Origin of the sequence: Onishia taeanensis, from assembly GCF_013349955.1 — a bacterium.
Lineage (GTDB): Bacteria > Pseudomonadota > Gammaproteobacteria > Pseudomonadales > Halomonadaceae > Onishia > Onishia taeanensis_B.
The window spans coordinates 59,036-79,506 of record NZ_JABVXC010000004.1; the positions used below are offsets into that span (position 1 = coordinate 59,036).

General features: G+C 58.0%; 26 protein-coding genes. 9 read left to right on the forward strand and 17 right to left on the reverse strand.

The features are described from left to right. Window positions 1-171 precede the first annotated feature (171 nt). The 10 genes from HUS66_RS06670 to HUS66_RS06715 all read right to left on the reverse strand — a co-directional run bounded on the left by HUS66_RS06670 (window position 172) and on the right by HUS66_RS06715 (window position 8,396). Window positions 172-2,004 (reverse strand): copper resistance system multicopper oxidase, encoded by a 1,833-nt coding sequence (locus HUS66_RS06670; protein ID WP_175070163.1) that lies wholly within the window; start codon window positions 2,002-2,004, stop codon window positions 172-174. A gap of 56 nt (window positions 2,005-2,060) precedes the next feature. After that, window positions 2,061-3,419, reverse strand: a complete 1,359-nt coding sequence (locus HUS66_RS06675; RefSeq protein ID WP_112056394.1) for an ATP-binding protein — start codon at window positions 3,417-3,419, stop codon at window positions 2,061-2,063. Then, complete coding sequence (locus tag HUS66_RS06680) at window positions 3,400-4,065, reverse strand: response regulator transcription factor (RefSeq protein ID WP_136246720.1); 666 nt, start codon at window positions 4,063-4,065, stop codon at window positions 3,400-3,402. The genes HUS66_RS06675 and HUS66_RS06680 overlap by 20 nt, the downstream gene beginning before the upstream one ends. A 4-nt stretch (window positions 4,066-4,069) precedes the next feature. Beyond that, window positions 4,070-4,540, reverse strand: coding sequence for a cupredoxin domain-containing protein (locus HUS66_RS06685; protein WP_136246719.1), 471 nt, complete (start codon window positions 4,538-4,540; stop codon window positions 4,070-4,072). 249 nt (window positions 4,541-4,789) lie between these two features. Next, window positions 4,790-5,230, reverse strand: a complete 441-nt coding sequence (locus tag HUS66_RS06690; protein ID WP_240724526.1) for a DUF411 domain-containing protein — start codon at window positions 5,228-5,230, stop codon at window positions 4,790-4,792. 104 nt (window positions 5,231-5,334) lie between these two features. Then, window positions 5,335-6,054: a c-type cytochrome gene (locus tag HUS66_RS06695; protein WP_254628728.1), complete on the reverse strand. Its 720-nt coding sequence runs from the start codon at window positions 6,052-6,054 to the stop codon at window positions 5,335-5,337. Window positions 6,055-6,457: 403 nt separating this feature from the next. Next, window positions 6,458-6,844, reverse strand: a complete 387-nt coding sequence (locus HUS66_RS06700) for an HAD-IC family P-type ATPase (protein ID WP_425340073.1) — start codon at window positions 6,842-6,844, stop codon at window positions 6,458-6,460. Between the two features lie 573 nt (window positions 6,845-7,417). After that, complete coding sequence (locus HUS66_RS06705; RefSeq protein ID WP_112056401.1) at window positions 7,418-7,831, reverse strand: hypothetical protein; 414 nt, start codon at window positions 7,829-7,831, stop codon at window positions 7,418-7,420. Window positions 7,832-7,937: 106 nt separating this feature from the next. Continuing rightward, window positions 7,938-8,171, reverse strand: coding sequence for a hypothetical protein (locus tag HUS66_RS06710; RefSeq protein ID WP_175070164.1), 234 nt, complete (start codon window positions 8,169-8,171; stop codon window positions 7,938-7,940). A gap of 9 nt (window positions 8,172-8,180) precedes the next feature. Then, window positions 8,181-8,396: a multicopper oxidase domain-containing protein gene (locus HUS66_RS06715; RefSeq protein ID WP_258396695.1), complete on the reverse strand. Its 216-nt coding sequence runs from the start codon at window positions 8,394-8,396 to the stop codon at window positions 8,181-8,183. Between the two features lie 255 nt (window positions 8,397-8,651). Here HUS66_RS06715 and HUS66_RS06720 point away from each other — a divergent pair, with 255 nt between their 5' ends. The 4 genes from HUS66_RS06720 (at window position 8,652) to HUS66_RS06730 (ending at window position 10,360) form a co-directional block, all read left to right on the forward strand. Further along, window positions 8,652-9,245 carry a Spy/CpxP family protein refolding chaperone gene (locus HUS66_RS06720; protein ID WP_254628729.1) on the forward strand — a complete coding sequence of 198 codons (594 nt, stop codon included), beginning with the start codon at window positions 8,652-8,654 and terminating at the stop codon, window positions 9,243-9,245. A gap of 263 nt (window positions 9,246-9,508) precedes the next feature. Further along, entirely contained in the window at window positions 9,509-9,709 is a 201-nt protein-coding gene (locus HUS66_RS06725) for a hypothetical protein (RefSeq protein WP_217487942.1), read from the forward strand. Window positions 9,710-9,776: 67 nt separating this feature from the next. Next, a complete protein-coding gene (locus HUS66_RS17780; RefSeq protein ID WP_168709075.1) occupies window positions 9,777-9,923 on the forward strand; it encodes a hypothetical protein in 147 nt (48 codons plus the stop codon). After that, on the forward strand, window positions 9,920-10,360 hold the full coding sequence (locus HUS66_RS06730; RefSeq protein WP_112056407.1) for a DUF411 domain-containing protein: 441 nt from the start codon (window positions 9,920-9,922) through the stop codon (window positions 10,358-10,360). The genes HUS66_RS17780 and HUS66_RS06730 overlap by 4 nt, the downstream gene beginning before the upstream one ends. 217 nt (window positions 10,361-10,577) lie before the next feature. Here the strand turns inward: HUS66_RS06730 and radC are convergent, their stop codons facing one another. The 6 genes from radC to HUS66_RS06760 form a co-directional block, all read right to left on the reverse strand. Further along, the gene (gene radC / locus HUS66_RS06735) at window positions 10,578-11,075 is read right to left on the reverse strand and encodes a RadC family protein (RefSeq protein WP_175070167.1); all 498 of its coding nucleotides are present in this window, start codon (window positions 11,073-11,075) and stop codon (window positions 10,578-10,580) included. An 11-nt stretch (window positions 11,076-11,086) separates the two neighbouring features. Then, entirely contained in the window at window positions 11,087-11,698 is a 612-nt protein-coding gene (locus HUS66_RS06740) for a lambda exonuclease family protein (RefSeq protein WP_175070168.1), read from the reverse strand. A gap of 60 nt (window positions 11,699-11,758) precedes the next feature. After that, complete coding sequence (locus HUS66_RS06745; RefSeq protein ID WP_112056413.1) at window positions 11,759-12,496, reverse strand: ERF family protein; 738 nt, start codon at window positions 12,494-12,496, stop codon at window positions 11,759-11,761. An 11-nt stretch (window positions 12,497-12,507) separates the two neighbouring features. Beyond that, window positions 12,508-12,693 (reverse strand): hypothetical protein, encoded by a 186-nt coding sequence (locus HUS66_RS06750; protein WP_175070169.1) that lies wholly within the window; start codon window positions 12,691-12,693, stop codon window positions 12,508-12,510. 96 nt (window positions 12,694-12,789) lie between these two features. Further along, window positions 12,790-13,758, reverse strand: a complete 969-nt coding sequence (locus tag HUS66_RS06755; protein WP_136255829.1) for a DUF932 domain-containing protein — start codon at window positions 13,756-13,758, stop codon at window positions 12,790-12,792. A 1,481-nt stretch (window positions 13,759-15,239) separates the two neighbouring features. Beyond that, window positions 15,240-16,877 carry a hypothetical protein gene (locus tag HUS66_RS06760; RefSeq protein WP_175070170.1) on the reverse strand — a complete coding sequence of 546 codons (1,638 nt, stop codon included), beginning with the start codon at window positions 16,875-16,877 and terminating at the stop codon, window positions 15,240-15,242. Between the two features lie 614 nt (window positions 16,878-17,491). Between HUS66_RS06760 and HUS66_RS18080 the strand changes: the two genes are divergently transcribed. From HUS66_RS18080 to HUS66_RS06775, 5 genes are all read left to right on the forward strand, one after another. Then, the gene (locus HUS66_RS18080; RefSeq protein ID WP_425340075.1) at window positions 17,492-17,575 is read left to right on the forward strand and encodes a helix-turn-helix domain-containing protein; all 84 of its coding nucleotides are present in this window, start codon (window positions 17,492-17,494) and stop codon (window positions 17,573-17,575) included. A 214-nt stretch (window positions 17,576-17,789) separates the two neighbouring features. Beyond that, entirely contained in the window at window positions 17,790-17,954 is a 165-nt protein-coding gene (locus tag HUS66_RS06770; RefSeq protein WP_175070171.1) for a hypothetical protein, read from the forward strand. Window positions 17,955-18,080: 126 nt separating this feature from the next. Further along, window positions 18,081-18,209: a hypothetical protein gene (locus tag HUS66_RS17945; protein WP_302675511.1), complete on the forward strand. Its 129-nt coding sequence runs from the start codon at window positions 18,081-18,083 to the stop codon at window positions 18,207-18,209. Between the two features lie 161 nt (window positions 18,210-18,370). Next, on the forward strand, window positions 18,371-18,832 hold the full coding sequence (locus tag HUS66_RS18085) for a Mu transposase domain-containing protein (protein WP_425340074.1): 462 nt from the start codon (window positions 18,371-18,373) through the stop codon (window positions 18,830-18,832). Between the two features lie 358 nt (window positions 18,833-19,190). Then, window positions 19,191-19,424: a helix-turn-helix transcriptional regulator gene (locus HUS66_RS06775; RefSeq protein ID WP_175070172.1), complete on the forward strand. Its 234-nt coding sequence runs from the start codon at window positions 19,191-19,193 to the stop codon at window positions 19,422-19,424. Here HUS66_RS06775 and HUS66_RS06780 read toward each other — a convergent pair. After that, on the reverse strand, window positions 19,421-20,221 hold the full coding sequence (locus HUS66_RS06780; protein ID WP_175070173.1) for a hypothetical protein: 801 nt from the start codon (window positions 20,219-20,221) through the stop codon (window positions 19,421-19,423). The two genes, HUS66_RS06775 and HUS66_RS06780, sit on opposite strands and share 4 nt — an antisense overlap. Window positions 20,222-20,471 lie beyond the last annotated feature (250 nt).

A 20,471-nucleotide genomic window follows, 5' to 3' on the forward strand; every position in this document is an offset into this window, starting at 1 on the left:
AGCATATTCCAAGCGATCGACGAGTATCGAGCCCCGTGAGTGTTCGGCCATCGGCGATGGCCAGTTCGCCGGGGCATCGTAGCCATCGCTGGCCTGAGCGCCAGCGGCCACCAGTATGGCGAGGGTAGAACCGGTACCGATAACGACAGTCTTGGACTTCATGAACATTCCTTACGCGACTTTGACGACCCGGAACATGCCGGCATCCATGTGATAGAGCAGGTGACAGTGGAAGGCCCAGCTGCCCTCGGCATCGGCGGTGATCAGGGCAGATACCCGTTCGCCGGGCTTGACGTTCAGGGTGTGCTTGCGGGGAATCAGCTCGCTGGCGCCGTTCTCCAGCTCCATCCACATGCCGTGCAGGTGAATGGGGTGTTCCATCATGGTGTCGTTGACCAGGATCAGGCGCAGCCGCTCATCCTTCTCGAAGTGGATGGGGCCGGTCACTTCGCTGAACTTCTTGCCGTCGAAGGACCACATGTAGCGTTCCATGTTGCCGGTCAGGTGCAGCTCCAGTTCACGACCGGGAGGACGCCGGTCCGGCCAGGGTGTGAAGGCCTTGAGGTCGCGATAGACCAGCACGCGGCGTTCGCTCGGGTCGATGCCGACACCGGCCTGATCATAGCGAGAGCCGGGTTGTGCGGCACCCACGGGGAGTATCGCACCGGCCTCGTGGGAAGCCATGTCCTGCATGCCGGACGGGCCCGAGTTCTGCATGTTGGAATGGTCCATGCCCTGCATGCCGGACGGGCCCGAGTTCTGCATGTTGGAATGGTCCATGCCCTGCATTCCGGACGGGCCCGAGCTCTGCATATTGGAATGATCCATGCCCTTCATGCCGGCCATGTCCATGTCGCCATGAGCGCCCATGGCCTCCATGCCACGGTCGGCGATCTGGCGCCGCGCCGGGACGGCGGCGGTCATGCCCAGGCGCGGCGCCAGGGTGCCCAGCGCGAAGCCGCTGCGGTCCATGGATTCGGCGAATAACGAATAGGCGCTGTCATCCTTTGGCGTGACCAGGACATCATAGGTTTCCGCCACGCCGATGCGGAACTCGTCGACCGGGACGGGCTGTACCGGTTGGCCATCGGCGGCCACCACCGTCATCTTTAGGCCTGGGATGCGCATGTCGAAGTAGCTCATCGCCGAACCGTTGATGATGCGCAGTCGCAGCGTCTCGCCGGGCCTGAACAGGGCGGTCCAGTTATCGCTCGGGGCGTGGCCGTTGAGCAGGTAGGTATAGGTGCTACCGGTAACGTCGGCGATATCCCGTGAGCTCATGCGCATCTGGGCCCACATGGCGCGTTGGGTCGCGGTATCGGCTAAGCCATGCTGCTCCACGTCGGCGAAGAAGTCGGCGACGGTGCGCTCCTGGAAGTTGTAGTAGCCCTCGCCGAGCTTCAGGTTGCGAAAGAGACTGGCCGGATCCTCGAAGGTCCAGTCGGTCAGCAGTAGCACATGCTCGCGGTCATACCGAAAGGGCTCACGCTCGGCGGCATCGATGACCAGGGGGCCGGCATGACCGAGCTGTTCCTGCAGCCCCGAGTGGCTGTGATACCAGTAGGTGCCGTTCTGGCGAACCGGGAAACGGTAGGTGAAGGTCTCGCCGGGTGCGATGCCGGCGAAGCTTACGCCGGGTACGCCGTCCATGCCGGGAGGCAGGATCATCCCGTGCCAATGAATGGAGGTCGGTTCCTCGAGCAGATTGGTGACTCGAAGCACGGCATCCTGGCCTTCCTTGAGGCGGATCAGCGGGCCGGGGCTGGTGCCGTTAATGCTGATCGGGCTGGCGGTCTTGCCGGCGATGGGCAAGGTGTCACGGCGTATCGCCAGAGCCAGGTCGGGCCCGGTTTCGACGCCCTGAGGATAGCCAGCGGCCTGGCCCCAGGGATTGGCCCAGGCTGGGCGCAGGCTCAGGGCGGCGGTACCGAGACCCAGGGCGGCACCACTCTTGAGCAGCTGGCGGCGTGATAGGGGAAGCCTGGATTGCTTCGCGGCGACCATGGACGATTCCTTTGCGATGAGGTGAGAGGAATCGATCATGCCGGGGTAAACTGAATCTAGCCTGAGTCGCTGGAGGAATTTACGCGTGCTGTGGCGGTTGGCAGCACGATGGTGACGGCCAGGCCCCCCGCGACCGCCGCGGCGAAGGTCACGCGCCCCTCATACTGCTCGACCAGCTGCCGAAGGATCGAGAGCCCCAGGCCATGACCCGGGCGCCCTTCGTCGAGGCGGAGCCCGCGTCGGCCCAGTTGGGCGAGATCCGCCCTTGCCACGCCGGGACCGTCATCCTCGATGACCAGCGTCAGCGTCGTCGTCACGCTCAGGCGACAGTGAACGTCGCGCTGCGCCCATTTCCCGGCATTGTCGAGGACGATCCCCAGCATCTCGGTGAAGTCCTGGCGCTCGACGCTGACCGTGGCCCGACCATCCTGCAGTCCATCAAGGTGAAAGCGCTTGTCGGGGTGCAGGGTGGCGAACATCTCGATCAGTTGCTCGGCCTCCTTCCGGACGCGGGTGAGCTGGCCGGCATAGGGGCCGGCGATGCGTGAACGACGCAGCTCCGCGTCAAGCTGAGCCTGCATGTCCTCCAGGCGGGTCAATAGCTTCAGGCGGCGATCGCCATCGATGGGGCGAGAGCCTCTTAGCACCTGCGTGACGGCCGCCAGGGGCGTCTTTAGTGCATGAGAGAGGTTGGCGACGGCGTCCCGCGAGCGCTTGAGTCGCTTGTCCTGCTCGTCCATGAAGCGGTTGAGCTGACCGACCAGGCCATCGAGTTCTGATGGCGTGTCCAACTGCAGGCGCTCGCGATACCCCGCACGCAGTTCATCGAGTTGCCGCTGAAGCCGAACCAGGGGTGACAGTCCTGCATTCACGGCGACCAGGTTGAGCGTAATCAGCAGGAGCAGTACCAGGCCCGCGATGCCACCGACCCACCAGTGCAGGGTGGCCAGGCCGGCTTCCACCTCGGCGAAGTCCTCGCCGATCAACAAGGTGCCGGCGGCGCCGTCTTCCAGGGTAAAGACCTCACGATAGAGCAGCAGGTGGCGGCCCTGCCACTGCACCTCGAGCAGGGTATCGTCTTCGCCCTCCAGGTAGGGGGAAAGGTTGGTCAGCCAGCCGGGGTGGGAGGTGCTGACCGTGCCATCCAGCCGCAGCACATAGAGATGATGAAACATCTGCGAGGTCAGGCTGGCGGAGTCCAGCCAGGGTTTCACCTGGGATTGTTCCTGACGCAACCGTTGCAGCGTGTAGTGCGCTTCCTGGCGCAGGCGATCACCGAGGAAGTCGCGAGCTAGGTCGCGCAGCAGGATGCCATGCAGCAGCCAGGTGATGGCGACGGCGATCAGGGCCACGCCACCCAGCCATAGGGATAGGCGAAAGCGCAGGCTACGACGATCAACGCGAAGCAAAGACATAGCCCTGGCCGCGACGCGTCTGGATGATGTGATTGCCAAGCCGGCGGCGCAGCCGGCCGATATAGACCTCGACCAGGTTCGGGGCGGGGGCATCCTGATCCAGGGTGTAGAGCTGGTCGAGCAGCCGCACCTTGGAGTGCACGTGATCCGGGTGATGCATCAGGTAGCGCAGTAGCCGAAATTCGGTGGCGGTCAGGGACTGCCAGGTCGCGCCATCGGTGCTGACTGCCTGGGTCTGCTCATCCAGTTGCACCCCATTGACGGTCAAGCACTGGGTCAGCCCCCCGGCCTGTCGCCTCAGTAGGGCATGCAATCGAGCCAGCAGCTCGGCCTCGTGAAAGGGCTTGGTCATGTAATCGTCGGCTCCGCGCCGCAACCCCACTACCTTGTCTTCCCAGGTGTCCCGTGCAGTCAGCGCCAGGATGGGCAAGCGATGACCATGTTCCCGCCAGCGTTGCAGCAGGTCCAGGCCAGAACCGTCGGGCAGGCCGATATCGAGGATGGCGAGGGCATAGTCTTCCGTGGCCATCAACGCGTCGGCCACACGCATGCGTGTGGCCGTATCGACGCTGTAGCCGTCGTCCTGCAGGGTCTCTGCCAGACTCTCGGCCAGCAGGTCATCGTCCTCGACGAGCAACAGCTTCATGCTTTCATCCCTGGAAGTTGATCTCTCCATTCATGCCTGACTCGTAGTGGCCCGGAATATTGCAGGCGAATTCGACCTTATCGGTGTCCTGCGGGGCGGTCCACACCAGTGTCGCGGTCTCACCCGGGGCGATGGTCACGGAGGGCATGCCGCCGCCGTGCCCGCCGTCACCATGTCCACCGGACATGTCGTGGCCGCCGCCCGATGCCATCTCGCGCATCATTTCGCGGTGTTGCTCCTGAGCGGCGGCGTCGCCGATCACGAACTCGTGCTCGAGGTTGCCGGTGTTGGTGATCTCGAACTTCACCGTCTTCCCTGGTGCGATAGCGAGTTCGCCGGGCGTGAACCACATGTCACCGGCCTCGAAGCTGATGGTGCGGTCCACCTGAGCGGGATTCTCACTGCCATGTTCGCCGCTGGCCAGGACCGCGGTAGAGGCGAGGATCAGGGTCGTTGCTAGGATTGTCTTGCGCATATGGATAGCTCCATGGGGTTAGTCGACAGGTCCGTTTATAAGTCATCAAGCTGAATTTGGGCTGAATGCCGAAAGGGTCTCAGCCATGAACCAGTGATTATCCGGCCTCATCTTCCAAGCGGCGAGGCATCTTCTCCACACAGGAACGCCAGGGACTAGAGCGAGGTCACTCCGTTCCTGGACGGAGGATGCCGGACGCCCGCCGGCTGTCTCTCGATAGGTGTCCGGCGGGGCATCAGGCGGGTCTCGCTATAGAGTCATGAAGGGCGACTCCTGGTGGTCCCGGAACTGGTAGACCTCATAGGGCTCCGTCTGCGGCCCCGGCATGCCTGGCGTGCCACTCGGCATGCCGGCGAGCCCGATGCCATTGGTGTCGGGTTGTTGTTCGAAGAGCGCTTCTACTGCTGCCAGGGGGACATGCCCCTCGATCACATAGTCGTCCATGATGATGGTGTGGCAGGCGCCGAGGCCGAAGGGGACGCCTGCCGCCTTCTTGATCGCGCTCAAGTCCTTGTCATCGACGATGGTGACGTCGATACCCGTTCGTTGCAGGTGGCGGGCATAACCATCGCAGCAGCCGCACTGGGGATTCTTGTAGAGTGTGGCCTCGTCCGGCAGGGCAGCATGAGCGGTGGTGGCGCCCAGCAGCAGACCGGTCGCCAGCAGCAGGTGAGGCATGGTGAGTTTCATGAGCGATCTCCCTTGTCGGAGGTAAACAGATATTTGATGAGGGTGGCAATGCCGAAACCTAGGCACAGTCGACCTGGCAGGCGGGGAGGAGGAACCAGAGGGCCTCAATGCGTGTGGCCGTCCGCATAGTGGTCGTTAGTGGATTGTGGCGAGGACGAGGCATCCTGGCGCGAGTCGGCCAGCTGGAGTTTTGCTGCGGGTTCTGCGTCTGCCGAGGCGGAGCCTGAGGAAGCCGACTTGTGCTCGCTCATGGCGGTCATGTCTCCCAGGGTATGGTCGTGGCCGTCATCTGCCGGCTCGTGAGAATCGTTTGCTGAGCGAGCCATAGCGCTGGTGTCACCATGGTCGTGGTCGTGGCCATCATGCTTCGCTTGATCGGCCATCGGGCTGTCAGGACGGACCAGGTCCTGGTAATCCTGCGGCGAGAGTTCGGGCAACCGCTGCAGGAAGGCCACGATCTCCCATAACTCCTGGTCGTCGTGGGTCACGCCCCAGGCTGGCATGCCAGTCATCTTGATGCCGTTCTTGATGACCCAAAACTGCTGCGCAGGATCTTGATGAGTGGAATCCGAGAATGTCGGTGGCATGGGATTGAGACCGGCACGAAGTACCGTGCTCTCGAGGCTGGGCTTGAGGTGGCAGGCCGCACAGAGGCCATCATAGGCTTTGGCCCCGGCTTGAACCATGCTGTCACTGCTTAGGTCGGGAGCTTCTATCTCTTCGGCCCCGGCCTCTACCGAGGCGTGCATGGTAGAATGCAGGACTGACTTGACAAGCGGAAGGTGCTCGTCCGTTGCTGCGACGTTGTACATTCCGCTATGCATGACCGCCATTCCTCCGACGGCAAGGAGGAGTAGGGTAATGATTCCACCTAACGCAAGTTTGAACATCTTTAACATAGTCCTATATATGGGTATCGGGTCTGGAATGGTTGTCTCCCGGCTTTTTGAGCGCCCGGGCCGATCTCCTACCAGCCTTTCATTGCATCTACAGGTGGCTGGAGGTGAAACGCTTGTTGCAAAGTAGGCTTTTTCGGCGACGTTGCTTACCGTCTCATCCTACAGGCCCCGCAGGTCGACCGCCGTATCCATTCGTCAGTGTTTGTCAACGGTCATGGGAGGCTTGCCTACTCTCATGGTTTAATCTTCGGTTCGTGTAAACGCAGGGCATTGCCCACCACGGAGAACGAGCTGAATGACATTGTCACGGAGGCAATGGTCGGAGACATCAGCAGGCCGACGGCGGGGTAGAGCACCTCGGCGGCGATGGGTACGCCCAGGCTGTTGTAGCCGAAGGCAAGATCTGATTCTGCTTGATATTGCGCATGGAGGCGCGTCTAAGGCGGCGAGCGAGAACGATGCCCTTCAGGTCGCCCTTGACCAGGGTGACGCCGGCGCTCGCCATGGCCACGTCGGTGCCGGTGCCCATGGCGATGCCGATTTGGGCCTGGGCGAGTGCCGGCGCGTCGTTGATGCCGTCGCCGGCCATGGCGACGAAGCGCCCCTCGGCCTGCAGTGCCTTGACCTGCTCCGGCAGCACCCCGGCGATGATCTCGTCGATTCCCAGCTCCTTCGCTACGGCCTGGGCCGTGGTCTGGCTGTCACCGGTGAGCATGACGATGCGGATGCCTTCCTCATCAGGGCGTGGATAGCTTCGGCTGTAGTGTTCTTGATCGGGTCGGCGCCAGTGTCGAGGCTTCTTCGTGACAATGGTTGTCTCGGCGTGACGTCATGTCAGTAACTCTATTGCTGACCGGCTTGCTATAGATCGTTTGCCTTATCGAGCAGGCGGCGACTTGGGGCCGAAGAAAGATTGTGATCAATAACTACTCTTCTGGCTTGAATGCCTTAGTGTTACCCCAAGGTCAAGCCGTGGCCGTTAAAGGTCATATTTTAGCAATAGAGGGTTTGATTTTGTGCGTGCACTTTCCCCGTGTTTCATGAAAGTGGTTAGTATGGGCGACTTTTCTGAATCTAGGCTGAATAGGCAAGTGAGGTCGCGGTGTGTCGAGCAGTGAGGGGGTGACCTTTCTCCCCAAGATCTGGTCTGGTGCTATTTTGGTAGCAGCCAAAGTGTGCTATCAGGGGTGGGGTGTGTCTCTTCAACGCAGCTAGCGTTGAAGAGACATCCGGCAATGACTAGGCCAGCAACGATCGGCCTAGTCGGTGACGAACTAATTGGCTAGTTTTATTCGAAGTCCAAGTGCAGGTTATAGCGCTTGGAAACTTCATCAGGGCTTCCCATCGCATTCCCTTCCACTTCCAGAATATAGGTTCCGGGCGCTACTCGTTTGGTAATCAGGAAGTGACCTCGTTGATCTGAGTCCTTGGAGACGAGGCGCCCTTCTTCGTCGTATAGACTTCCCTGGATATTGACGCTAGCACTAGAGTCGCTGGCCAGGTGCTCGCTACTGAGCTGTACGATGCTCTCATCGATTACTTGAATTCTATAGCGTTTGGGGTTGGAAGATATGATCTGGCTATCACTCTCTCCCTCGTTCAACATCAATAGCTCTGACGTCTGATTACCGGTGACGGCAAAGGTCGTCATTGAAAATAGACCTAGCATGGTAGCACCGAGAATAGTGGCATAACGTTTCATGATTGACCTCCTTGGCTGTTTGGCAAGAACTAGCATGGAGGGGAAAGCTGAAACGGCACTGAAAATACACAAAATTGATTTGATATGACCTAGCCGTCATTTTTATCTAGCCATACCATGCCATGCAGAGTGTCGAGTGAAGGCTGGAGTATAGGGCATCCTCGACCTTGTCGGGGGTAGCATATTCCAAGCGATCGACGAGTATCGAGCCCCGTGAGTGTTCGGCCATCGGCGATGGCCAGTTCGCCGGGGCATCGTAGCCATCGCTGGCCTGAGCGCCAGCGGCCACCAGTATGGCGAGGGTAGAACCGGTACCGATAACGACAGTCTTGGACTTCATGAACATTCCTTACGCGACTTTGACGACCCGGAACATGCCGGCATCCATGTGATAGAGCAGGTGACAGTGGAAGGCCCAGCTGCCCTCGGCATCGGCGGTGATCAGGGCAGATACCCGTTCGCCGGGCTTGAACCACATGTCACCGGTCTCGAAGCTGATGGTGCGGTCCACCTGGGCCGTGGCCTGACTACTCTGGTCACTACCACCTTTAGTGCCGCCGGCCACGCTGCGGTGGCCGACTAGCCGAGTGCGATCGCCAGTAATGTCTTGCGTATGTGGATACCTCCGTTGGCGTCAGTGGAAGGGTCCATTTCTTCGCATCAACCTGAAACGAAGCTGAAACCGTTGCCGCTCACTGTCTCACTGAACACCTTGACTTGGGGGGTGCACATAGGTTGTAAGTTCATAACGGTAGTTCATGCCCCTTGCCCAACCAAAGAAGTCGTCGTCACTGCGATCATCAAAAATAGGAGAAAGACCATGATCAACTATAAGCAAGTAATCGCCATTGCGCTGGCCTCTGGTCTGGGCATCGCCACCAGCGGTGCCGCTTCTGCTCACGGGATGCATCAAGGCACCCAGGGAGCTGGCGGCATGATGATGGGCGGCGGCCAAGGTGGCATGGGCCCCGGCATGATGATGGGCGGTGGCCAAGGTGGCATGGGCCCCGGCATGATGATGGGCGGTGGCCAAGGTGGCATGGGCCCCGGCATGATGATGGGCGGTGGCCAAGGTGGCATGATGCCCTGTCCCCTGATGGGCGGTATGGGAGCCATGGGCGGCGCGGCAGCAATGCTCGACGACGAGCAGCTGAGCACCCTGCGCGAAATGCGCAAGGCACATCGTTCCGCCTACTTTGAGCGGATGGGTGAGATGATGAACCTGCGCGAGGAGATGCTGCTGCTTATGCAGGCTGATCGTCCGGATTCAGAGGAGGTAAAGACACTCCATGGTCAGATGGCTGATCTGCACGGCGAGATGATGGCAGACGAGGTACGCATGCGTAACCAGATGCAGGACCTGCTGACAGACGAGCAGCGAGAGCGGATGCGGCGGGGCAACGCAGCGCAGTAACGCTCCCCTAACGCTCCCCAATTCCTCTGTGCACTCCGCCAGGCGTGGAGCGTTTCTTGATATCGCTCCGGGTTGTGCTGGATAGATATGGTTACTCGCCCGCCTAGCGCAGAATGGCCTCGCGATAACGAGGAAATCGCCATGACCGGTCAGGCCAGACAACCGCATCTCACCCTATGAGGAAGCTTGCTAGCGCTGTTGTTAGCTGTGCTGCTGTTGGTGTCCAGCCTGGCGGCCCAGACGGCCATGCCGACGGCTGCGACGTGGCCCAGGTCAAGGTGCTCAATAACGCCGATCCCGAGTGTGGCGTCTGTGCAGCCATTTCGACAGTAACCCTCGTCATTACCTACTATCAGAATACCCTGGCCGGCATCGGCATCGGCATCGGCATCGGCATCGGCATCGGCATCCAGGCCGCGGTCGAATTCATCGCCCCGTCCCCGCTCAAACCTCCAAGATCCTGACGCCCACCCTGGTCACACGATGTCCCCAGCATGTCGGCAGTAATATATTATCGTTAGGAGTCACAACATGATGTTGAGCAACGAATGCTTCGCCCTTATGGGCTTGATGGGCTGGCTGATGCCTTTGGCCTTCATGCTGTTTCTGGGCCTCGGCACCGCCGCCTATGCCAAATATGTGATCACGTTCCGTCATTCTCAGGAGAATCGCTCGTGAACCGCCTCGTCCCTTCGCTGTTCTTCTCTGCCGCCTTGTCACTTGGCACCGGCACCGCCCAAGCCGGTTTGCCGGGCCAGGCTATCCTTTATAAGAACCCCCAGTGTGGCTGCTGCGACGAGTATGCCCGCCAGCTTGAGGCGCTTGGCGTCAGGGTTGCCATCGTAGACGACGTACCAATCGGTCAGGTTAAGGAGCGAGCCGGACTTCCCTACGGACTGGGTTCCTGTCACACCATCGAGATGGGCGAGTATGTCATTGAGGGTCACGTGCCCTTCGAGGCAGTGGAGCGGCTCTTCGAGGAGCAACCCGACACAGACGGTATGGGCTTGGCGGGTATGCCCATCGGCACCCCGGGTATGCCAGGGCTCAAGCAGGAAGAGTGGGATATCTACCAGTTCCGTGACGGTGAGGCACAACCCTTCGTGACATTGTGACTGCTTGAGTCGATGCATCGACGGTCCGGATGCACGAGCACCCGGACCATATTCATCTTTCAAACGACTATTTGTTATGCGCCAGGCATGGCCGACGTTGCCAGCCAGTATGGGTCGAGTTTCACATCCAATGACGAAGCGCCAAAAAATGAAAGCGACCCCTTACAAGCCGGCGCCGCCCCTGAAGGCAGCGCCGGCGTTGTGTTTTCGTTGACGTTCAGAGGTATCCAAGCTCTGCAAAGGATGAGCATCCTTCTGTCCCAACCACGATGTGATCGATGATGCGGATTTCCACCAGGCCCAAGGCTTCTGTGAGCCGCTGCGTGATGCGTCGGTCTGCATCGCTGGGCTCGGGATCGCCAGAGGGGTGGTTGTGAACCAGGATCACCGCAGCAGCATTGCAGGCTAGGGCTTGCTTGACGACCTCACGGGGGTAGACGCTCGCCGAATCGATGGTGCCGCGGAAAAGCTCCTCGAAGCAGATCACCCGATGCTGGCAGTCGAGGAATAGGGCACTGAATACTTCGTGCTCATACTCTTGCAACAGCACCTGCAGGTGCTCGAATGCCAGCCCGGGCTTGGTAATCTTGCGTCCCTTGGCCAGCCGTCGGCGAGCGAAGGCTTTGGCGATGCTCAAGAGCTCCGCCTCGGTCACCGTGTCGGTGATGCGATAGGTGCCGGCAGTCTCGCCGGCACTCAGCTTGCGGTGGTTCATGATGTTGCTCCTCAGGCCGCCATGACCATGTCCATGCGGCGCTCCAGCTCCTCGTAGAATGCCTCGACCCGCTTGGCGATGGTGCGGATCATCGCCTCGTCCCGGTAGGCCCGCTTCACGAACAGCGGCATGCCCGGCCAGTAGCTGACGAAGTCGATCCACTCCCGCTCACTGACCCATAAGCCACCCTGACATTGTGCGACGTGCTCCTGGGGCAGCTCGTCTGCTAACAGCAGCTCGATCTGATACTTGGGCAGCTTGGTTTTTATCTCGACGAGGCCGTTGCCATCCACCAGGCAATCCGGCGAATAGCCGACTCCGTGGTTCAAGATGATGCCGACCTGCTCCAGGCGTGGCAGCCCAGCGGATTCGTGATAAAGATCGCGGGCCACCGGCTCCAGCTCGTGGCCGCGCAGTGTATGAGCATTGCCTTGGAAGGTATCGGAGGGCTCGCCGGTGATGCGCTCACCGATCAGCTGGTGCATGTAGCTCATCGCACCGGCACCGAAGCCTCCCGGCCCCTTGCCCTTGACCAGCAGAGTCTTCAGTTCGGACATGGTGATGATGCCCAGACGGGCGGCATGCCACTCGGGCGTGCCCTGTTCCAGTGTCAGGATCTGCATGACGTTCTCCTTCTCGATGACACGGCATAAGCCAGCGAGGGGAAGCCCCTCGCCAGCCGGTCAGTGATGTTGGTGGTTGGGTTGTGCCCGCTTCTGTAGGGAGGCACGCAGCTTGTCGAAGTCGCTACGTGGCACCTGCTCGGCGTCGCTGTACCTACCGACGAACCATTCCTGAGTCGTCGGGGGACAGGCGGCAATCAGCTGCCGGATCTGCCCGGCCTGGAAGGGGGTGACCAGCTTGACCGGGTCAGCGGTCTGACCGTTGTCGTCCTGGCCGCGGGTTGTGATGTTGAGCAGAGCACACAGCACGTAGCGCTTGCCGTAGCTAGTGGACGAGCCGAATGCCTGGACGGCGTTCTTGCTGCCGCTGGTATCGGCCGGCAGCAGCATGCTGGTCTCTTCCCGATGGCCGTCCTGATGCATGAGCACACCGGTGACCTGAATCCCGCGCTCCTGTGTCTGAATGCGAAAGCTCACCGCGAAGCCGTGTGTCTTCATGATCGGGCGCACGGTATCGACGATGTCTTCCAGAGTGGCGTAGTGGCCGTTGTTGGTTTTCCCGCGCTCGGCGATGCTGGGCAGTTCGGTCTGCATGGCCGCCATGGCAGCGCTATAGGCCATCAGCGCCTGGCGATCCAGCACGCGCTCCTGCATCTGCAGCAGGCGCTCCATCTTGTCGATATCGACCTCAGGGTTGAGGGCGGCCCGCTCGATCACCTGGATGATCGCCGTGCTGTCCGGGATGGCTTGCGTAACCGGTGCTTTGTTGACGGTTTTGGGATGAATAGGGGTTGCCATAATGGCCTCCGTTAGCGATAGCGTTGGATGACGTCAGGGAGTTGTTCGATAGGCACCGGCTCAAGGGTCAGGGCCACGCGATAGACGCGGCCCTTGGCTAGCACGTGGGTCTCTGTTGCGTGTTCGCCGGCCTCCAGCAACTGACGCGTCAGCTGGGTCAGGACACGGCACATTTCGAACGTCATGGGCGGTTGCATTGGCATCTCCAGAAACAGTAACGCCCGGCCTTTGAAGGGGCCGGGCGCTATGCCGTGATGAGGGAAAGACTGAGTGGGGATGTCGCTACTGGGAAATCAGCCCACCAGCGCAAGCGCCGACTCCAGGGCCTTGTCCTTGAGATTGGCTCCCTGGCCAAACCAGGCGGAATCCATGCGGTAATCATTACCACGGGCGCGCTTCTCATGGTCCACGTACTCGGTGACCGCGTTTAGCAGCCCCCAGGCGGTGCTTTGCGCCGTGCACAGCCGCGAGCCGCGCCCCTCACCCTGGAAAAGCTTATGGACGCGATTGAGGGCACGGACGTTGGGCAATTTAGAGGGATCTTCCAGCGGCGCCTCGGCGTTGCAGATCACCGCCTGGAAGTAGGCTCTCGCTTCCTCCTGGCTGACCTTGCGCTCGGCCAGCGTTTTCAGGCGATACATGAAGTCGTCCCACTGTGAGACAGATATCCCCAACTGCTGCTTGACCAGCTGAGGACGGAACTCGGTGCTGTGCGGTACTTTCACCCCTTGCGACATACCGTCCACGGCAATGGACAGGGTGTTGTTGCATACCACCCGCACCGAGGTCGGCATAGCGACGGTGGCCAGCGACCCATCGCAGGACGTAGCCAACAGCAAGTAGTCGTTGACCTGGTCCTGGCCCTTCAATGCCCCGCCCAGGCCACTCTTGGCCAACGCCCAGAACTTGCGACCGCCTTTGAGCACCCCGGCGGTCTCGAGCTCATAGCCCGCGTATTCCGTCAGATCGCGGTAGAACTCCAGCACCTCTTCCGGCTGCACCACCTTGTAGCGTTGGGAGACGACCGACAGCGGATCTTTGGTATCGGAACGGTAGAGCACCTTTTGTTCCGGAAAGGAATGGATGCTCCCCAGGTGGCCCGCGCCATCTGCAATGAAGCGCACTGGAGATTCATCGATGTGCCAATCCATGCCGGCTTGCTGCCGCCAGACTTCCAGCGGCTGGTGACGCGACAGCTGCTGGCCCAGGCCATGCCAGGGGGTGTTACCGACGTAGGCCATGTGTTCGATTTGATGTGCCATGAGAAATCTCCTGAACGAAAAAAAGCCGGCTGAGTGCCGGCTGATGGGATAAGAGGATGAGTCGTGCCGGGTCAGGCCAACTCACGGAACGCGTGGCCACAACCCAGACAGAGCCAGGGGATGCCTTCTCCGGGAGGGAACAGGTTTACAACTAGGCGATCGCCAGCCGCAGCTCCAGCGATGCCACCTGATGCGCCGGCGACGACAGCGGCAGCGGCTCGGGTGAGCGGAAATTGTCTGGAAGAGAGCAGGTTTCCGGGAGAGTAGAGCGACCCATAGGCGCCCTGGAGCGTACCGGCCATTGCGCCGGCCGCGATCCCGAGTTTGCGGGCGCTCTCGAGGTTGATGACGCGCTGCGACTCGCAGCGTAAGCAGGGTGGGGGCATTTCATGTCTCCTGTGACGGCGGTAGAAGCCCGGAAGAGGTTTGGCTCACAGGAGTGATATAGATTTCAAAAAAAATGGAACAGAACCTTTACATGCAGCTCTGCTACTTTAGTTCTAGCGCCATTTCCGATGGGCCTGTCGGCAGCGTGCCAGAGTTCCTTCCAGACGTGCTTGTCAGGAGTGTGAGGCCGGGCAGCAGTCATCGCGGCTGACCCACACGATGATGAGGCGGGTGTTTTTGAGCACGACGTTACGACGTTAGGCACCAAGTTTTTCGAAAAAACAGCCTCAGGAGTGGGCAACAGACGAGATTTGCAGCAGCGAACGTCGTCTTGTCGTGGACGTTCTGTATATGTCCAGTGAAGGCACATCCGGATCTCAAGTTCTGGATCGTGGCAGATTGCCTATAGCACGATATCTCGATTGTCTAGGTCGCCCAGCAGCGAGGTCTCTATATCGACCTTATCCAGACCTGAATCCGCAAGGCCAAGCGCCAGGACTGGCTGCTGGCCGCGCCGCTTCTAACGGTCCGGACTGAAATCAGTAACCAATCGATTCTCCTGTCTTACTCTGAGGAGGTCGTCATCAGGAACCTTTGGTATGGGGCTCAATCGCCGTGGGTTGGCCAGGGATCGACGCTGTGCGGTGTTCAGCGAGCATTGCCTGGCGGATCTGGCTGATGGACAGGTGGGCTGGGCATCTGGCCCGCCCTCGGGAGTTTAGCTTGGGCACGTTCCACTGAACCGAGTCCTGGCGAGGGGGTAGGGTAGTCGTCGGAAACGCTGGGCGGTGATGACGCGCTACTTAGATGACGGCACATTGCCGATTGAAGGCGACCAAGTGGAGATTCTGATTCTCCACCTGGTCGCCGGGAAGATCCAACTGGCTGGTCGCCCGGCCACTGCGCATGAGCCCGCAGGCCTCCAACATCATGAGCCTGAGCCGGCCTACCAAGCTTCACGGCCACGAGCCCCATGCCTACCCTGAAAGGCATACAGGGTAGGCTTCCGACCTAGAAAGCCGGTCGGGTCCAAAATCCCCCTCCAAACTGGCAGGTAACCGCCTAAGTCTCGACACGCGATGAATGCCGATTGGTCAGAAATGCTGCATGGCGAGCCCTTTTGGACCGATCACCCAATGGCGTTTCGAGCCACGTTTACCGTTGCTACAGCAGGTAATCCCCTGGGCATCCAGCAGTGGGGCGGCACGCTTGAAGGCTGCGCCAAGGCCGCGCGCCTCACGTGGCCATTGGCTGTCCGACACACAGGTCGGCCGGAACTGGCCCAAGATGGCCAGCCAGACCCCCGCCGGATTTTCGACGGCTTCCGTGATGGCGTTAATCCTCAGGTATTCAACAACTGCCTTGGCAATCGGCTCCTCTTCAGTCATCTCGCAGAGCCGCTCATTGCGATATGCCTCGTATTGCGACCAAAAGGCCTCTGCACTGCCGGTCAGTGTGTCGGAGACAATCATTCCGATACGACAGAAATCGTGCCAGCCGTCCGGTACTCTCCGATCCAAGCTCACTTGGCCGATATTGGCATGTGCCTTTCCGAGCATGCCAAGCAGTGCATTGAAGACGCGACTCTGATCTTCGCCTGGTAAGCTCTCCTGCGTATGCCATTGGGAAGATGCCTTGCCCGTCTGATCTGTTGAGGGTGATGGCATTTCCAGACTCAAGGTGAGTTCTACTAATTCAGGTTGTGTGATGACCGGTTCTAGGCTGCTCAGCAAAAAAGCACGCCGCACAGCGAGACTCGATGTAATCTCATGGCAACCAATAGCTTTCCATTCCAGCCTGCTTTTGCAGAGCAACTCAAACATACGTCGCTGTACCGCCGAACTGAGCCCGTCTTCGACATTGTCCAGGTTGAGCACATGATGCCGCCAGGCTTTTTGATCTACGTCCTTGACCTTTGAGGGTGTATCACGAATCGCATTCTCCTTGATTACCGGATCTAGCGTGCGCTTGATGACGTCTTGTAGTTGTGCCATTCCAGATTTAAGCTCTCCTGTGAGTTCCAGAACCAGCTGCTGACGTTCTGGCATCATGCAAAGCACCATGAACGTATAGATCAGCAGGTCTCGATCTTTCGGAATCGGCACATACGACTCAATGATACGCACGCCTGAGGGGGCCATCGCACTGGGACCCTGGATATACACCGTGTGAAAGGGGCGACAATTGGCGGGATGCCAGTAAGGATAGGCTAGCTCTGGCTGAATCATGTTCTCCTGTTTCGGAGGGAGCATCATCACTTTTCCATTCAGTGCGATATATCGATTACCGTAATTGTCTAGCCAGGTTCGGCCATTACCGATTTCCGCAAAATCCGGGTAGTCCCCCCGAATGATCTCCAGCGCGTCCCGGACATTTTGGTCCGAAACGTCGCGGTTGTTATGGCTCGCTGCTATGTGCTTGATGATCGGTGCAATCATCTCCGCTTCCAACATCAGTACGGGACCGCCGAAGTTCGGTACAAGGAAATATACGCCGTTAGGATCAGCTACAAGGCGATAGTCTTGGTGAAGGATCTGCCGGATGAGGTTGGCCTTGCAGGGCTTGGGTGGCCGTCCCGCCCGGGAAAAGGGCAGTTGCTGGCTCGAGTTGTATCGACCGGTGCTTGCGGAAGAGATATCCTGATAGTTTATCTGGGAGTTAGTGTATGGATTGGGAAGATATGTACCGCTCCCTGTTGAGGATTGGTTGAGGGGATATGGGTTATCGTACATTAAGCTGGTTCCTTAGTTTTCTCTTAGGGCATGATGTTCATGTTTTTTACTTGACTTCGCATGTTGTTTGTAGCGCTATCTGTGCGCTCGGCTACTATCAGGGTGTAGCGTATTTGGTATATAAATGTTCCTGTAAGTTGAGTTTTATTTTCCGCTTGAGGCTGTAGCCAGTGCGGCGTTTTTTGATTCGATACCTTCCATTAATCCAAGCTGTAAATGCTATATTTTATCGTCCTCATTCCGCCAAAAGTTGTTGTATTTATATGTATTAAGGGTGTTGTGGCGTATGAGAAGCCCGCCGTCCTGGTTTTTCACCCACCCAGTGGATGGTGAATAGCGCCGGTGAAGCCAGAAGGTCATTAGCCTGGAGCAGGATTGGCTTCGTTAAGGGGTTGTTCCCCACCTGTATCGTCTTCTGCAAGCTCCTACATTTTGACTCTCCTTCATTACTGATGTTGCCAAATTTAGCAGGTTGAAAATGGAGTGAATAATGATTTTTTTTAACTTTGGGTTTGTATGTCGTTAGATAATAAAAGATGCTTTTGGATGCTTCTGGACATACATGGTAACCATTTTTGTATGAGTAATTTTCAAGGAGCCAACCCGATCTGTGCCTGAAAACCCGTAGCTGGGGCGTTAGGCAAATCGCCGACGAACTCGGTGTCAGCAAGAACACCGTCAAGCGCTACCTGCGCTAGGGTGGATGGGCGCCCTAGGCCAGCCTGCAGCGCACATATTCACTTGATGTTCTGGATCACTGTCTGCAGTACCGCCTCCTGCAGCTCATCGGCATTGCCGCCGTGGTGCTGCAAGTCCTGCAGCTAGAACACGGTCTTAACCGTCAGTCTGCGGACGCTGGTACGCGCCTGCGAATCCTATTGCCAGGCGCTGGTCGCCGAAGACAAGGCGACGGTGAGATTCGAGACTCCACCTCGCGAGCAGCTTCAGATCGATTTCGGCAGCCGCCAGATCACCATCGGCAAAGAAGCGATCAAGATCTACCTGTTCGTCACTACCCTCGGATACCCCCGCCGACACTATGCCTACTCCTTCCGTCACGAGCGTCAGTTGGTGTGACCACCAGCATGGAAGAGGGGCTCATTGGCTCCGTAGGGTGCCAGAGCAGGTACTGCTGGATAACGCCTGGGCACTGTCGACCACCACAATGCCGCCAGCCTCTAGGTGGCCTTCAACGATTAGCGTGTGGTCTTTGCCCGCTACTGGGGCTTCCGGCCGGTGCACTGCGCTCAGTATCGAGCCCGTACCAAGGGCAAGGACGAGCGCGGCGCTGGCTACGTGCAGCGCAACGCTATCGCGGCCGGACATTTCTAATCGGGGTCAACAGGGGGGCTGGAGGCCTACCTGATTTGGTGGATGCGTGAGATTGCCGACCAGCGGATGCAATACGCCACCGGTGAGCTGCCGGCGGTTCGCTTCGCAGCTGAAAGGGCCAGCCTGCAACCGCCGAACGACAATCCGCCCTTCGAGCAGACGTGGAACTCGGCAGTTGCTTCCAGCGCGATGCCACCGTTGAGGTCGCCACAAACCTCTACTGCGTGCCCTGCCGTCTGATAGGCGAGCCGGTTTTAGTCAGCGTGACCGACGGTGACATGCGGGTTCAACATGTCGGCCAGGAGTTAGCCCGCCACTCCGAGTTGAGCTGGCGCCCTGTGGTGCGGTTCCTGCCGTACCATCTGCAGTGCATTGTCAGCTATCGGCCGCCCAAGGTGGCTACTACGGGGGCTCTGGAGCCAAGCGGGAAAGTGGCTACCTTGGATCTATCATCCTCGACTGGCTGCTGCACCACAGTCACGTCATCACTTTTCGCGGCTGCAGTTACCGACTGTGGGACAAGCGTAAGGCTTGGCTCATCAAGCTCGATGGCATCCACCATCCCGAGCAGGTCGCCAGAGGATAAGGGCCAGATTTCCCTGTCGGAGGTGACCAGGTTCTGATGTCGCTTGAAAGCAAAGTGGTCGGCCAGCTGCCCAAGGCACGCCGACCACCGATTCCTGCTTGTATGCGCACCGCATTCGCATCTGTCTGACCAGGCAGATGCGCCTGTAGGCATAACACCAGCGGAGGGGACCAGGGTCAGTAATTTTTTGCATTAGGTAGTCATTAACACACGGCCCTCATTAAGTGATTGAAAAATATGGCATAAAAATGCTTGGAATCGCCCTGGATGGTGGGCTTCTAGATATATATCCAGTGTTTGAGCCCTGTTTTTGAATAGGTGGCAAGTCGGCTCGATTATCTAACTGGTTCCGATACAATTCGTATTGTCGGTTGATTGATATAGAGGACTTGAAGATGAGCAACGATAGAAAACTGAAGATCCTGAGAATGGCGCAGTTGGTAGAAAAGATAGGCATTAGTCGATCTTCAATTTATGCAAAAATTAATCCTCGGATGCCACAATATGACCCAACATTCCCTGTGCAGATTTCTCTTGGTGCTAGATCTAAAGGCTGGTCTGAGCCGGATGTCGACAGGTGGTTGCTTGCAAACCAAGGGGAATCCAAGAGTGATCCTGATATTGCCTAGAGTTTTTTCAATTTCTTGAAGATATCGTTGACTTCTTTGTTCTTGTTCATCCAGTTGGTGATCATTCGTTGAATATCACTTTCATTCAGCTTTATTACTGACCGCTGATCGCTCTGCTCGTGGAATTGGAGTACTTTTTCATGCAGTTTGTATGCGGCAACTTTTACTGACGGCCATCCATTATCTGGGCAATTCTCATACAGGAGGTCTATGAGACGATATTTCAAGTGCCTTAGATTCTGGTTGGCCAATCTTCCATACTCTTGCTGAAGGAGCTTTTCCCAGCGTTTTTCTTCAGCTATGCATGCGTCTTCAAGTCTTGTCTCTAGAGATGCGAATTCAACCAGCGCTGCCCATGATTGATCGCGTAAGCCTTCTTGGGCTAGGAGGTCGGAACAAACTAACCAAATGAATGAAGTTGAGAAAAACATAGATATTTTATCATCGATTTTTTCACAAAGATCAAGCTCTAAGGTTTCTTGGTAGTCGCTAGCTGGCGTGCCAGAAAGTATTTTCCTTTTAGCTGAAGCGTATTCTTGGTGGAAGAGCACGTTTGCTAATTCTTCTTCATTTTTTTTCGATGGAGATGAGCCAATGCTTGGAGGTTTTTGCGATATATGAAAATAGGTTTCGCAAAGCGTTCTTTTCAGCCTCTCAATATAGTCTTCAAGCGGGATGGAGGAGATCTGGTGGTAATGGTCAGGGATGATGAGGTTTTTGTTTGTGAGGTGCTGATTGTATTCTCCTTCTTTCTTTTCTGATATGGAGGTAGTGGCAGGTAAGGGATTATTGCTCATTGCGGATTTCCTTTGAATAATAATTCTAAAATTATGCCATAAACTTGCTATAAGTTCCAGGGCTTTAGGTTCGACGTTTGATTTATTTTGATTTTTTAACGTTATTTTCTGAATAAGCGAAGGCTATTATCTTTTGTTTTAACCCTTGCTGCGCCTGCAATGTTGAAAGTGGGTGGTTAGTTTTACTTTTGCTTTATATGTTATACCGAAGGGTTGTGCTAGGGTGGGTTGTCATGTTGTAGCAGTGCTG

Excerpts from the sequence above, each read along its gene's own strand:
- HUS66_RS06750 (WP_175070169.1), bottom strand. The coding sequence starts at position 12,693 with ATGCAACCGCCCATGACGTTCGAAATGTGCCGTGTCCTGACCCAGCTG.
- HUS66_RS06720 (WP_254628729.1), top strand. The coding sequence starts at position 8,652 with ATGATCAACTATAAGCAAGTAATCGCCATTGCGCTGGCCTCTGGTCTG.
- HUS66_RS06755 (WP_136255829.1), bottom strand. The coding sequence starts at position 13,758 with ATGGCACATCAAATCGAACACATGGCCTACGTCGGTAACACCCCCTGG.
- HUS66_RS06700 (WP_425340073.1), bottom strand. The coding sequence starts at position 6,844 with ATGCTCACCGGTGACAGCCAGACCACGGCCCAGGCCGTAGCGAAGGAG.
- radC (WP_175070167.1), bottom strand. The coding sequence starts at position 11,075 with ATGAACCACCGCAAGCTGAGTGCCGGCGAGACTGCCGGCACCTATCGC.
- HUS66_RS06675 (WP_112056394.1), bottom strand. The coding sequence starts at position 3,419 with ATGTCTTTGCTTCGCGTTGATCGTCGTAGCCTGCGCTTTCGCCTATCC.
- HUS66_RS06745 (WP_112056413.1), bottom strand. The coding sequence starts at position 12,496 with ATGGCAACCCCTATTCATCCCAAAACCGTCAACAAAGCACCGGTTACG.
- HUS66_RS06705 (WP_112056401.1), bottom strand. The coding sequence starts at position 7,831 with ATGAAACGTTATGCCACTATTCTCGGTGCTACCATGCTAGGTCTATTT.
- HUS66_RS17780 (WP_168709075.1), top strand. The coding sequence starts at position 9,777 with ATGATGTTGAGCAACGAATGCTTCGCCCTTATGGGCTTGATGGGCTGG.
- HUS66_RS06710 (WP_175070164.1), bottom strand. The coding sequence starts at position 8,171 with ATGAAGTCCAAGACTGTCGTTATCGGTACCGGTTCTACCCTCGCCATA.
- HUS66_RS06740 (WP_175070168.1), bottom strand. The coding sequence starts at position 11,698 with ATGCAGATCCTGACACTGGAACAGGGCACGCCCGAGTGGCATGCCGCC.
- HUS66_RS06690 (WP_240724526.1), bottom strand. The coding sequence starts at position 5,230 with ATGAAACTCACCATGCCTCACCTGCTGCTGGCGACCGGTCTGCTGCTG.
- HUS66_RS06780 (WP_175070173.1), bottom strand. The coding sequence starts at position 20,221 with ATGAGCAATAATCCCTTACCTGCCACTACCTCCATATCAGAAAAGAAA.
- HUS66_RS06760 (WP_175070170.1), bottom strand. The coding sequence starts at position 16,877 with ATGTACGATAACCCATATCCCCTCAACCAATCCTCAACAGGGAGCGGT.
- HUS66_RS06775 (WP_175070172.1), top strand. The coding sequence starts at position 19,191 with ATGAGCAACGATAGAAAACTGAAGATCCTGAGAATGGCGCAGTTGGTA.
- HUS66_RS06695 (WP_254628728.1), bottom strand. The coding sequence starts at position 6,054 with ATGCATAGCGGAATGTACAACGTCGCAGCAACGGACGAGCACCTTCCG.
- HUS66_RS06670 (WP_175070163.1), bottom strand. The coding sequence starts at position 2,004 with ATGGTCGCCGCGAAGCAATCCAGGCTTCCCCTATCACGCCGCCAGCTG.
- HUS66_RS06685 (WP_136246719.1), bottom strand. The coding sequence starts at position 4,540 with ATGCGCAAGACAATCCTAGCAACGACCCTGATCCTCGCCTCTACCGCG.
- HUS66_RS06680 (WP_136246720.1), bottom strand. The coding sequence starts at position 4,065 with ATGAAGCTGTTGCTCGTCGAGGACGATGACCTGCTGGCCGAGAGTCTG.